The 12,062-nt window shown below is 37.9% G+C and carries 17 protein-coding genes and 1 pseudogene; 12 read left to right on the forward strand and 6 right to left on the reverse strand.

Going from position 1 to position 12,062, the window contains the following annotated elements; translation table 11 throughout:
- Positions 1 to 247 precede the first annotated feature (247 nt).
- From PAV_RS21735 to PAV_RS21755, 4 genes are all read left to right on the forward strand, one after another.
- Positions 248 to 568 carry a hypothetical protein gene (locus PAV_RS21735; protein WP_005549867.1) on the forward strand — a complete coding sequence of 107 codons (321 nt, stop codon included), beginning with the start codon at positions 248 to 250 and terminating at the stop codon, positions 566 to 568.
- Positions 569 to 1,272: 704 nt separating this feature from the next.
- On the forward strand, positions 1,273 to 1,464 hold the full coding sequence (locus tag PAV_RS21745; RefSeq protein WP_040736505.1) for a phage terminase small subunit-related protein: 192 nt from the start codon (positions 1,273 to 1,275) through the stop codon (positions 1,462 to 1,464).
- Positions 1,465 to 2,154: 690 nt separating this feature from the next.
- Positions 2,155 to 2,475, forward strand: a complete 321-nt coding sequence (locus PAV_RS21750) for a hypothetical protein (protein ID WP_005549871.1) — start codon at positions 2,155 to 2,157, stop codon at positions 2,473 to 2,475.
- A 162-nt stretch (positions 2,476 to 2,637) separates the two neighbouring features.
- Positions 2,638 to 3,075, forward strand: coding sequence for a hypothetical protein (locus tag PAV_RS21755; RefSeq protein WP_005549872.1), 438 nt, complete (start codon positions 2,638 to 2,640; stop codon positions 3,073 to 3,075).
- A gap of 71 nt (positions 3,076 to 3,146) precedes the next feature.
- Here PAV_RS21755 and PAV_RS37900 read toward each other — a convergent pair whose 3' ends face one another.
- A complete protein-coding gene (locus PAV_RS37900; protein WP_444547421.1) occupies positions 3,147 to 3,323 on the reverse strand; it encodes an IS3 family transposase in 177 nt (58 codons plus the stop codon).
- Between the two features lie 105 nt (positions 3,324 to 3,428).
- Positions 3,429 to 3,557: pseudogene (locus PAV_RS37905) on the reverse strand (IS3 family transposase); the annotation flags it as partial.
- A gap of 398 nt (positions 3,558 to 3,955) precedes the next feature.
- Between PAV_RS37905 and PAV_RS21765 the strand changes: the two are divergent.
- A complete protein-coding gene (locus tag PAV_RS21765) occupies positions 3,956 to 4,216 on the forward strand; it encodes a hypothetical protein (RefSeq protein ID WP_051135184.1) in 261 nt (86 codons plus the stop codon).
- 128 nt (positions 4,217 to 4,344) lie between these two features.
- Here PAV_RS21765 and PAV_RS36405 read toward each other — a convergent pair whose 3' ends face one another.
- The gene (locus tag PAV_RS36405) at positions 4,345 to 4,524 is read right to left on the reverse strand and encodes an EndoS/ChiA family endoglycosidase (RefSeq protein WP_238555885.1); all 180 of its coding nucleotides are present in this window, start codon (positions 4,522 to 4,524) and stop codon (positions 4,345 to 4,347) included.
- Positions 4,490 to 5,299 (reverse strand): EndoS/ChiA family endoglycosidase, encoded by an 810-nt coding sequence (locus tag PAV_RS21770; protein ID WP_005549873.1) that lies wholly within the window; start codon positions 5,297 to 5,299, stop codon positions 4,490 to 4,492. The genes PAV_RS36405 and PAV_RS21770 overlap by 35 nt, the downstream gene beginning before the upstream one ends.
- 817 nt (positions 5,300 to 6,116) lie before the next feature.
- Here PAV_RS21770 and PAV_RS21775 point away from each other — a divergent pair.
- The 5 genes from PAV_RS21775 to PAV_RS21790 all read left to right on the forward strand — a co-directional run bounded on the left by PAV_RS21775 (position 6,117) and on the right by PAV_RS21790 (position 8,773).
- On the forward strand, positions 6,117 to 6,695 hold the full coding sequence (locus PAV_RS21775) for a hypothetical protein (protein WP_005549874.1): 579 nt from the start codon (positions 6,117 to 6,119) through the stop codon (positions 6,693 to 6,695).
- Positions 6,676 to 7,170 (forward strand): accessory gene regulator B family protein, encoded by a 495-nt coding sequence (locus PAV_RS21780; protein ID WP_040736506.1) that lies wholly within the window; start codon positions 6,676 to 6,678, stop codon positions 7,168 to 7,170. Before PAV_RS21775 ends, PAV_RS21780 begins: the two co-directional genes overlap by 20 nt.
- Positions 7,154 to 7,282 carry a hypothetical protein gene (locus tag PAV_RS36970; protein WP_005549877.1) on the forward strand — a complete coding sequence of 43 codons (129 nt, stop codon included), beginning with the start codon at positions 7,154 to 7,156 and terminating at the stop codon, positions 7,280 to 7,282. Before PAV_RS21780 ends, PAV_RS36970 begins: the two co-directional genes overlap by 17 nt.
- A gap of 544 nt (positions 7,283 to 7,826) precedes the next feature.
- The gene (locus PAV_RS21785; RefSeq protein WP_005549878.1) at positions 7,827 to 8,297 is read left to right on the forward strand and encodes a hypothetical protein; all 471 of its coding nucleotides are present in this window, start codon (positions 7,827 to 7,829) and stop codon (positions 8,295 to 8,297) included.
- Positions 8,298 to 8,332: 35 nt separating this feature from the next.
- Positions 8,333 to 8,773 (forward strand): hypothetical protein, encoded by a 441-nt coding sequence (locus PAV_RS21790; protein ID WP_005549879.1) that lies wholly within the window; start codon positions 8,333 to 8,335, stop codon positions 8,771 to 8,773.
- A gap of 393 nt (positions 8,774 to 9,166) precedes the next feature.
- On the opposite strand, the gene PAV_RS21795 is transcribed toward PAV_RS21790, so the two are convergent.
- A complete protein-coding gene (locus PAV_RS21795) occupies positions 9,167 to 9,973 on the reverse strand; it encodes a DUF817 domain-containing protein (RefSeq protein ID WP_005549880.1) in 807 nt (268 codons plus the stop codon).
- A gap of 338 nt (positions 9,974 to 10,311) precedes the next feature.
- Positions 10,312 to 10,938 (reverse strand): transcriptional repressor LexA, encoded by a 627-nt coding sequence (gene lexA, locus PAV_RS21800; RefSeq protein WP_005549881.1) that lies wholly within the window; start codon positions 10,936 to 10,938, stop codon positions 10,312 to 10,314.
- Positions 10,939 to 11,240: 302 nt separating this feature from the next.
- On the opposite strand from lexA, the gene PAV_RS21805 reads away from it, so the two are divergent.
- Together PAV_RS21805 and PAV_RS21810 are read left to right on the forward strand one after the other, a co-directional pair.
- The gene (locus tag PAV_RS21805; protein WP_005549882.1) at positions 11,241 to 11,603 is read left to right on the forward strand and encodes a LysM peptidoglycan-binding domain-containing protein; all 363 of its coding nucleotides are present in this window, start codon (positions 11,241 to 11,243) and stop codon (positions 11,601 to 11,603) included.
- A 181-nt stretch (positions 11,604 to 11,784) separates the two neighbouring features.
- A complete protein-coding gene (locus PAV_RS21810; RefSeq protein ID WP_005549883.1) occupies positions 11,785 to 12,000 on the forward strand; it encodes a DUF896 domain-containing protein in 216 nt (71 codons plus the stop codon).
- The last annotated feature ends 62 nt before the right edge of the window (positions 12,001 to 12,062 follow it).

The raw sequence follows: 12,062 nt of genomic DNA on the forward strand, positions 1-12,062 counted from the left end.
TTATCGTGATGAGATGATACACATGCATTAATAGTGCAAGGCAGATATGATTTTTCTTCGGTTAGCCGCTCCTTGGGGGGTTATTTCCAAGTGGTTATGAGCAGGGTTACATTAAATAAAAATAGATGACTATAATTACTTTATTTGGTGGGAAATTTACATTCTATTCAAAATGGATTGAAGAAACTGGATAGATGTTTTATAGTAATCGCGAACAACAAATAACCATAACAGGGGGAATGTTCCAATGAAAAAAGAACTGATCGTATTCGGCACAACTGCAGCATTACTGGCAAGTATAATGGCTCCGACATCAGGCTTTGCTGCTACAAAAACAGAAGTATCGACTACTAATTCTGTTTTTGCGCAGGAGGAAAAGGAATGGATCACAGACGTCAATGGTCCGAAGTACTATTCTAATAAAAACGATGTTCCGGATACGTACTATTATGTGGGTACAGGTACGAAGGGGAAAGGTATTTGGAAAGGTGAACTGAAAATCAAAAAGTGGCAGTTGAAAGGCAAGGAGTGGAGAGGAGTTTACGAAGGTTGGATTTATAAGTCTTAAATCAGATGTGTATAATATTCAACATGGATTTAGTCGCTGATAATCAGCGGCTTTTTTCATAGGGGGAATACCTTCTTTGTGTTGAAGTATGACGAGAGGAGGGATCTAATGATAGATATAAATGAGGCACAGATCTGGTTCCTTACAAACATAGCAAACTCTAAGGTTCCAGAGATGACGGATTTTAAATATTTACTGGAAGAGTCGAGTAAAGAGGAACAAACATTTTAACCTCAGCCTACTACATCTTAGAACTAAAAAACGCAGGTCTGATCAAAGGTGGGAAAGGTGCGTTTGCCACTGGAGGAAAAATGCATCATAAGTATGAGAATAACGTGCGTATAATATGGTTTGATAGGCTCCTAATAACACCAAAAGGAGTTAGGTTGGCGCAGGATGGGGATTATTAAAAGAATAGACGTGATTAGTATAAAGCTCGCTCTCATATGGGAGGCTTTTTATAATGCCCAGAAAGGAAATGAGACAATGGAACACAGACGAGAAGATTTGAGCGGTCAAACAGGAAGCATTATTCGTAGCTGCGAAATAATCGACGCAAAAGAAGGCGATTACTGTAAGAATCAGTGATAGTATGGGCAACGTGTACTGGACTATTTGGATGATGATATTTCTTTAGATTAACTATTGCACGAGTAGCTACAAAACAACATTAACCAATTAATGGAGGTGATGATGTTGACCAAATGGCAAGAGCGCGCAGCCCGAACAGAGATAAAGCAAGGGAAATGTGGCTCGACAGCGGCGGCGATATGAAGTTGATGGACGTTGCTGCTGAACTCTGCCTTACTGAATCCCAGGTACGCAAATGGAAGAGCATCGACAAATGGGATGACGATTTAAAAGGTAACGTTCCCTTTGACAATAGCTCACCTTGACCATTTGGCGCTTTAAGCTGGCGCTGCTGGGTATCCGAAAAAGGATACACCTGATCAGCGTCACTTTGTATATTTATATGGGACGGCTCGAACGATCGAGTCGCTTGGCGGAAACTGGGCTCCTTCACACGAATACGGCACGAACATGGTTGGCAAGCTTGCGAAGCTGCGCGATTCGGCGATAACAAACAAGCCTGCGTCCGTAAAACCAAGTGGCGAGACCGCAACATATATAGCGGATAGAATTTCCGCAAGTTGTTCCCCGAGACATGAAAATTGTTGAGTATCATTCGTTTTTATAATCCTTAAGATAAATTCTGGTTTTTTCATTCTTCTTTGAACATATGTCCTCAAATAATGCCGTGCCAGCACCTTCAATGTAAGGTGTCATTATGATACGACTATTATTGAATGATACAGAAGATAATATTTCTTTACGCTTATATAATGGAAGGCCGCGCAAGTCTTTTCCCCTATATTTAAGGGTATCGATTGTCAGGTTAGCGTCTATAGGCGCCTCAAGAGCAAACCACGTTGGACGGATGGATATGATTCCTAAATGATTATGTCAGGGTAAAAATTACTTTAATTGGTGGGAATTTTACAACTTGTTCAAAATGGATTGTAGAAGCTTTGTTACTGTTTTATAGTAATTGTAAGTCATAAATAACCATTTAAGGAGGTTCTTCAATGAAAAAGGAATTGATTGTATTCGGTACCACAGCGGCACTGTTGGTAGGTGTATTGAGCCCAACAACAAGCTTTGCGGCTGAAAATGTTACGCAGAATGGAATTAAAGCATCGTTCATCAATACTAGTGTTTCGGTTCCGGTAGGTGGCATTGCGTATCTGAGTGGATCTGCTTATTATGTCTCCACTAATGGATCGGACTGTGCAAGCGTTAATTATTTTTCCGGTGAGGTTCGTGGACTGAAAAAGGGTTACGCAACGGTCACAGGGTATGATAAAAACGGGAAATACGTCGCACAATATTATATTAACGTTTACTAATTGAAAGATAGCCGCTGATTAGCGGCTTTTTATATGAAACGAACTAATAAATATAGTAATTAAATGGAATGATAATACAAAAATCCATATACTTCATAAGTATGATAATGGTATTATCTAGGAGGGAGTTGGCAACTCTACTACATATGAAGGTGTGAGATTATGAAAAAGTTTATCTCAACGCTTCTGGTATTCACATTGATACTGGTATTTTCAACGAGCGCTTTTGCTGCTAAAGGTGTTGGGGACACGAAAGAAAGAGCGATTAACCTAGATCCAGGCGCAAGTTACACTTTATTCATTCAGGATAGCACAGACAAAGATTGGTATAAGTGGACAAACCAAACTGGAAAAACAAAAAGATTTGGATCGTGGCTGAATGGAAATGATGGAGATAACAGAAACTTTAGGTTTGGTTTTATCATAAAATATAGTGACGGGATAACCAGTGAATTTCACTATGCAAATCACTTTCCAGGACCTAGCCAAATTCTTGGGAACTTATACATTCCTGATGGAGCAACATTGTATTTATCTGTTGAAAGAGTAGTAGACACTATTGCGCAATATACAATTTCCTTACATGCATATGATGTTTAATTTTAACTATTAAAGCCGCTAGTGTGGTCAAGACCCCATTTAGTGGACTTAGAAAAAGCACCTAACTGTCGTCAGTCCCCTACTGGCGGCAGCTTTTTTAGCTTTCTTTGTGGTTGATTATGATTATAAAAATGAATATATTCTTCAATTTGCCTTTGTGCCTCGTCCAAACTTCGGATATGAAGGATAGAGCCCTTTCGTTTTGAGATGCGAGATGAAGCTCTCCATAGAGGCATGATCGTAACCATTGCCTTTCCAAGTCATGCTGATTTGGGCGCTAACCTTCGGCAGCATGTCATGGTAAGCGTAGGACGTGTATTGGAACCCTTGATCGCTATGAACGATCAATCCAGATTGAACAAGTCGTTGACCGAAAGGTACAACCATTTATCTGCCACACGATACTGTGTGACATCGGCTACCCATTTTTGATTGGGAACCTCGGCTTGAAACTGCCGTTGTAGCAAGTTATCAGCAACTCGTCTGAATCAAGTCTTTCAATGGTTTGTCATGATCCACCTTATGCCTCTTTAAAAAAGCATAGTATCCACTTCTGGAGACACCTAACACTTTGCATAAATCACTAGCACTGTACTCGCCTGCTACTTCCTTCATCATTCTATATTTTTGAGTCGTTCCTCCCGCATCCAGATTTCCAAACGCTTTTTAACATTTCATTCTCCCGTTTTAACTGATTTACGAAACGATCTTGGCGATGTACTGCTGGCGTCTTCCTTGCTGATCCAAAGGCCCAAATTCACCCTTCTCTCGATATTTTCTCATCAGGCTGATATGTTACTGGAAAACGAAACGATTTTCATATATTGAACATTTTGCAATTCATCCAAATAGGAGAGGGGATAATCTGGGGTCACGCTGTTTGCAAGAATTTATTGAAGCGAACGAAATTGTGATTTTAGAGATTGATCCACCGATAGACCCCATTTCGATTCGACGTAAAAACTTTTACATGAGACTTGGTTTCCAAGAAAACAAATACCATCACGAACATCCTCCATATAAGGAACAATATAAACCTCATGAGCTTGTCATTATGAGCTTCCCACGAATAATCACAGAATGCGAATATGCAGAGTTCAAGGAGTACTTGAAAAATACGATCATGAATTCTAATCGGTAGTAAACAAGAGCCGTTGAGAAAAGAATCTCTCACGGCTCTCAAAACTTTCTGCAATGGCTAATGATAATGGCTATTCTCCGTCAAGTAGACGCATTACAGAAATATTTAGTTGTTTTTCAAGACATCAATTAATTTTTTGTCCAATTAAAGTCTGTTTTAGTAATTGTATTATCTCCGTATTCTTTTCCATCTCTATCGATGGCATAGATAAACATTCCTCCTTTAGGACCATCTTTCGGTTGCCAAGCAGCATATTTGTAAGCTCTGCTTGTTTCAAATGGTTCCTGAGCATCCCCCCGAATTTGCACCTAATTCTTCCTGGAAGGATATACCTGGAAGAAACTGATCTGGGAAGATCGTATTTTTATAAGTTGCCCATGTACTATCTAATCTACTAGGGGCTCTGCCATAAGCTTGTAGAAACAAATAATCACAAAATGGAGCTACTTTTTTGAAAAGACTATGATTGTCTTTGTTTGTATCATAGATAAGCAGTTTGCCGCTATTCGACATTGGTCCCAAACGTTTAGACAGAGCTTCAAAAGAACCAAAAGCTTTTGTTTCTTTTTCTTGTGTTAATGTTTCCTCCATATCAATGTCTAAGCCATCTAAATTGTAGGGAGTTACGTATTTATCTATTAAGGATTGCGCATGATCATCATATTCTTTGGAAGTGGGCATTGTACTACTACTAGGTACGTTATATAGCTCCCTAATATCTATCGTGCGAATCACTTTGGTTTGACGTTCGTGCAAGGTAGGCACGTAGGTATCACGAAGAGTGTCCCAAAATAATTGTTCATCTGTTCCTGGTTTTACATAGTGGAAGACGGAAACGATATCGATTTCTTCAGGAATGTCTGTCATAGCTGTCACATTAGGGTCTGGTAGAGTTGAGTTTGAATCATGAGGCATGGTTACGTCACGCCATGTTCTGTAGTACGCCATCATTACAGGAGATTTTTGACCTTTGGTCAATTCGTTTCCTGAAGAAGTTGATGGACTAGCTGAAATAATTGAGCCACTCACTAAAGATAAAATTAAAACTGTCGACAAGATTAACAACATTGATGTTTTCTTCATAAAAGCGGACTTCCTTCCTTAACTATAATATTTGCTCACTTAAGTAAGCGGTTACATTTCCAGGGGATTCTGTCTTTATACCGAATACAATTGCAGTGAAGTGATGTCGTTGTTGGACTTTGAGATAGACCTTGGTTTATAACGCCAGCTTGCATTATACTCTTCATCTAAACATAATTTCAAAACCTCCTCAAATAAGTATTTACGTATTACTTTTTGACTCTCGATTGGCGTACTACATCTGCAAAACTAGAGATCGCCCATCTGTTTGAAAAATGAAGATTTAAATGAGGAACTTCATAAGCTAATCGGTTATTTTTTACACGATGGAGTCTGCTAGCAGCTCTTATATGCCAAATACGTCAAGGAGCGCCATTTTTGAAAAAGTCGAGACATTTATATTATCGTCCAGAAGTTTACAAAAATGAATAGGACCAGTAGTAAAAAATATTTGCGCAAAAAATCAAACCAAGTTTTGAAGATGGTAATCCCTTGTCCGCCCGCTATAATGGCCTCGCTCCAATTTACATATGCTGTTATTTTTTAAGATGTGATCTACGCTATTTTTGAAACGAGAGATTTTCTTTTTTGTTTTACAAGCTTTAAAGTAAATTAACAATACCATACGTAGATATCCTAATTTATAATAGTCTTATATAACTATAAAGGGTGGTGTGTTAGTGAGTCAGTCTTTTACTTACCTATTGTTTAGTACTCTTGATGCTGCAGTTGTTAATGCCTTAATCCTAAAGATATATAAGCAGCCTTTATTAAGGTACAAATATAAATTGCTCATTTTATCCGTGGCATTAGCAATATGCTCATTCCTACTAAGGACGCAGATCAATTTGCCTACATGGGATTTGCCCTTGCAATATATCATACTTGTATTTTTTACTATTCTGTGTTAGAATACAGACTTCATTATGCAGCGTTTATTATTGGATCAGGTTTGTCTGCCTATATATCCATTCAAATGATCGTTTACTATAGTTTAGCTGCTCTAGGAGTAGCTGACCAATCCGTTATATTTGCTAATACAGGTTATCCTGTTAACTCAATTCAGTTATGTTCCTTCATTATATGTGCAGCAATAGCAGTGCTCCTCAGAGCAACAGGCATGGGATTTTCATTTATTATCGTTCCACCGCATGATACATTTCGAATCAAGTATTCAGAATATAGTAATCGCATTGTAATCATCTCAGGCGTTGTATCCGCAATAACTATATTTTTGACATTAGTCATTATTATGTCTCAAAATTACATACTTCTCATGATGCTTTCATTAGCAAGCTTCGGAATTGCTTACTTTTTATCTGATCAGGGGGATGATGAAAGTGTTAGAGAGTCTTTCGAGGAATATTGCAAGAACCTTGAAGAAAAACAATCCTGACAGTGAAGTAGATATAGAAGTGCTTGAATACGGTATTGCGATGACTATAAATCAATACGGAGTAATTTTAATTACAATTACAATAGGTGCCATTTTTGGACAGATTATGGAGTCAGTTTTAGCTTTCGTGGGATTAGCGACTATCCGAAGCTTTTCAGGTGGCATTCATTTTTCATCATTAACTGTGTGTATGATCATGACTTCACTATTCTGTGTGATCGTATCTGTAATACCGTTATCTAAAACGGCTGTAGTTATAGTAACGATGATATCTATGTTGATATTTCTTTTGCGTGCTCCAAATTGGTTTGAAGAGATTGCTGTGCATAAAAATGGTACAATATACAAATGCTTGGCAGTATTCATTGTTAGCATCAATTTAGTAGTACAGTCGACCATCTTAGCAATTGTTTTCTTTGTACAAGCTCTAACCATTTTACCGAAAGGAGGTGTTAAGGATGAGAAAAAAGATTGAAATGTTTCTAATGAATCGAATGGAGACAAGAGCCGAAAAGCAATCAATGAAACCAAAAATCGTTTTCGGTGCTAAGAAGCTCCCGGAAGCATTAAAAAAAGATGTAAAGTAAGAAGGCCGCACTACATATGTTGATGGAGCTCGGACATTTAAATCGCAGTTTTGATATAACTGCCACGGTTTAAAATCCTGCCATCAGTATTGAAAATTATTTTTCCTTAAATGCCGCTCCTTTAGAGAAGCTGCGTCAGTATCTTATTTGATAGGAAGAGGTTACCAACCAGCTATTGTTCATCAGATAGTGGAATCTTGGTGGCATAGATGATGTTTCTTGTAGCACCCTAACCGGTGCTTTTTCTTATGTCTAAAATAGATCAAGTCGTGAACATTAAAAACTTCGCACCTTGACAAGCCTTTGGTGGAGATATTTTTACAAGCTAGGTAACTAAGGTTGATACAGCTACTGGATAGATTAGTATAGGATTCGTTGAGCTAGCACTTATATAAAAATATGAGGTTACTGCAAGAACTAAGAGTGTAGAGGAATAAATAGGAAGAAAATACAAAATTCTATATACACTATAAGTAATGTGATGGTATTATCTAGGAGAGAGTTGGAAAAACAACTCTACTACATAAAAAGGTGGAAAAGGACTATGAGGATTAAGAAAATGGTTTCTGTTCTTTTTGCATCCATGTTGTTACTGACAATGACACAACCGGCAATCGCTGCAGATGTATCAACTAATGTTGTCGGAATTGGAGATACGAGAGATAATGCATTAACGTTAATTTCTAATCAACCTTATGATCTTTTCATTGCAAATGCATCAGATGTTGATTGGTATAAGTGGACAAATAATAGTGGCAAAGATCGCTGGATCCTCTTGGATTTAAGATCAAATGGTGGACAAACTTCGCTTGATTTAGCTGCTCAAATAAAGTACACCGAAACGAGAGAATCCACATTGCTGTATGCAGAACCAACAAAACCAGGTTCTGAGTTTCCTGCAATCATAAGGAATTTATATGTTCCTCAAGGTGCAACTTTATATGTCAGAGCAAGTGCTAACAAGTTTGTTACTCAGGAACAATATAGATTAAACTTCATTATGTACGATGTTTAGAATTCGAAAATTTTATGTCGGGGGAACGGGATATTATGAAGCATAAAAGATTTGTAACATCAATTCTTGCATTTGTATTTATGTTGGTATTTGCAACAAGCGTATTTGCAGCTAAGGGCATAGGGGATACTCAAGAATCTGCAATCACTATCTTCCCCAAGAACGCTGTAAATTTATACATCGAGGGTAACACTGACAAGGACTGGTTTATATGGACTAATAACACGGGTAAAATGCAGAGATTTGTTGCATGGATTCAGCCAAAGGATGATTGGAATAATTTTAGATTAGCTTTAAAAATTCAGTATATCGATAATACAAGCACGGGATTAATGTATGCAAATTATAACATTGGACCACATCAATTTATTGAAAACATATACATTCCTAATGGAGCAAAGTTATATTTACTTGTAGAGAAAGTAAATCATTCACTGACTCAATATTCGCTTAATTTCGATGTAAATGATATATAACATGAATTAAGCCGCTGATAATCAGCGGCTTTTGTTTCTAGCATATCATTGTGATGCGACTCTAAGATATGAGTTTGTTGGAATTATGTTTTATTGGAAAATAGAACATTTCTCTTATATTGAACATTTTGCAATTGATTCTAACATGCGTGGGAATGATCTAGGATCTCGCTGCTTATAAGAATTTTTGGAAGAACAAAGCCTTTTGATTTTGAAAATTGATCCAACGATAGATTCAATTTCAATCCGATATAAAAACTTTTACATGAGACTAGGTTTTCTACAATAGAACAGAAGTTGACACGTTATAACCGTTATAATAATGCATCAAAGAATGTGCTTCCAAATGCATTGTTACCAGAAAGTAAAGAACAAGCTGTTCTCATTCTGATTTTACGACTTCATGTCGCGGATATAACTATTTTTCTTGAAATGTCCTCCTTTTACATGCTTCAGATGGGCAACAATCATGAAAGACACGATGACTAGCAAGAACCAGGAGCTGAATTTTCCCCACTTCACAAGATTCCAACCGTTAACTTGATGAGGATAATACCATGCACCCAAAAATGTCCCGATGTTTTCTGCAACCCATATAAAAAATCCGATTAGAGCAAACGACAGCACAAGTGGCATACGATGTGTCACGCCCAATACCGTATACTCGACGTACGTTCTAAAAAAGATGACGAATAGCAAGAGCATTAATACCCAACGTAAATCATAAATAAAGTGATGGGTCATGAAATTAAAATATATGGCCAACCCTAGCGGTATCGTATACCAAGGTGTGGGATATCGATATACCTTGACATGTAGTCGTCGCCATGCTTGACATAAGTAACTCGCCACACTCCCGTACATAAATCCGCTGTATAAAGGTACACCGAATATTTTTGTCCAGCCTTCTTGAGGGTAAGCCCAAGAACCCATATGGACTTTGTATATTTCGAGCATGAGTCCAATCAAATGGAAGACGCAAATTACCTTCAATTCGTCGAACGTTTCGATCCCAAGTCGAATCATAATAATCTGTGCAATTATGCAAACAAACAACAAAAAATCATAGCGATGCATGAAAGGGATGTCAACGGTTTTCGTAAGTGCCAGCATTGCAAAAATAAAAGCGGGGAATAAGCAAGACAGCGCTTGCTGCCAGCCAAAATAAATGAATGATCTAAGTTTAAAAAATTTTCCCATTCGATTCTCCTACATTGATTATCGTATTAATCGGTTGATGAACAAGCACCATGTAATTCGTTAGGTACAATCATAATTAGGAATATACTATTAGTCAATAAATAATTATTGAAAAACAATAAAATAATAATATGCCGACTCAAATGAAATAATGATTTCTATAGGTATTGTAACGAAGGGAAGAGGGCGAAAAGTAAGTTAATCTTCAATCTGGTATAACGATTGTACTGAGCTTATTTTTGAAAATATTGTCTTGAGGGGGATGGTGGGGATGGAAGCAAAATAAAATGCCTCGTATAACCAGCTAATGAAGTGGAAACGAGGCATTTCTGTTTGTATTAATGAAAATCACGGAACAAACCAATAACTTTGCCTAGAATAGTTACGTGTTGTAAGCGAATCGGCTCATAAGTTGGATTTTCAGGCTGCAAGCGGATATGATCCTTTTCTCGATAGAATGTCTTAACCGTCGCTTCATCATCTTCGGTCATCGCAACGACGATATCTCCGTTGTTCGCTGTCTGCTGTTGACGTACAATGACATAGTCGCCATTATGTATACCAGCCTCAATCATACTATTCCCCATGACCGATAGCATGAATACATTTTCATCGTCTCCAACCATGTGCAAAGGCAGTGGGAAGTAATCTTCGATGTTCTCTGTTGCAGTAATCGGTTCACCCGCAGTTACTTTACCAACTACCGGCACACGTGCAAAGGAGCGAGAAAAGTCTGCCGTGCGGTCGGACTGATCGCTAAGCAGTTCAATTGCCCGAGGCTTCGTAGGGTCGCGACGAATAAAGCCCTTCTTCTCGAGACGATCAAGATGACCATGTACGGTAGAACTGGATGCTAGACCAACGGCTTCTCCTATTTCACGAACAGAAGGTGGGTAGCCCTTAGCTCGGACTTCATCACGTATAAAATCAAGGATAGCTTGTTGACGACTTGATATTTTAGACAAGGGTATCAACTCCAATGAATACTCTTTTGACAAAATTATACCACAGAACCTCCGTTCGTACAAACATAAGTTCTAAAGATTTTGAATAAAAAATAGAATATAGGCGTAATCGGATAAGAAGGAAATAAAGTATCTTTAATCATTTTTTGATCATGCTGTTTTCAATGAAATGCATACAATCCCAAAAGAGTAACGAACAATAAAAGGGGAACGAGCGTTCTAAATATATGTTGACTCAAACGTGTGTTCGTGTTAAATTTGAAATATTAAATAATAGAACAAGTGTTTGGGAGTGATCATTTATGATGTATACAACGTATCGTTCCATTTATAAGGTGTCGACAACAGCTTCGCAATCTGAGCAAAAGAAGCGTTTGTTTCCTTTGCGTGTGCGTTTTATGATCAGTTTAATCGTATTGTTGTTCATTACTTGTGGAAGCATTGTACAAGCACTTGGAAATGATGATGACCGTGAGGATGTTGTGAGTGGAACTGTTGTTGAACGAGTTCTTGTTCAGCCTGGAGATACGTTGTGGGAGATTGCATCAACATATAAGCCCGGGCATACGGATATTCGTGAATTTATATATGAAATTGCACAAATGAATCAGTTAACAGGTGAATTTTTGCAGGCAGGAGAAGTATTGTTGGTACCGATTCCTTGATAACAAAACAATTTTCGGAAAATTGGCTCAGATGAAACAAATAGCTATACATATGAACAGTTTACGAAGGGGCTCATGGAGCCTCTTTTTTATCTATATAATGGCTTTGGAGAAGCTTGCTTGACAAGCTGGTACCTCCATGTCAAAGTAGAACATATGCTTACACACATGGAGGTACATGATGAATATTGACAAGCTTATTGCACGAATTAATGAACTGGCCCGCAAACATAAGACAGTAGGGCTGAGCGAAGCGGAAATGGAAGAGCGCGCAAAGCTGCGTGAGGAATATTTGGTACTTTTCCGTAAGCAGGTGCGTAATCAATTAGACAATATTCGCTATGTAGAGGACGAAGAAGGAACAGATAATTCCGGTACGAACGGTCTCGTTCATTAATGACTCTTCATTAATAACGATGGATTATCATTACTCGTTTACAATACAGGGGGTAGCGAATT

Origin of the sequence: Paenibacillus alvei DSM 29 (assembly GCF_000293805.1) — a bacterium.
GTDB classification, from domain to species: domain Bacteria; phylum Bacillota; class Bacilli; order Paenibacillales; family Paenibacillaceae; genus Paenibacillus_B; species Paenibacillus_B alvei.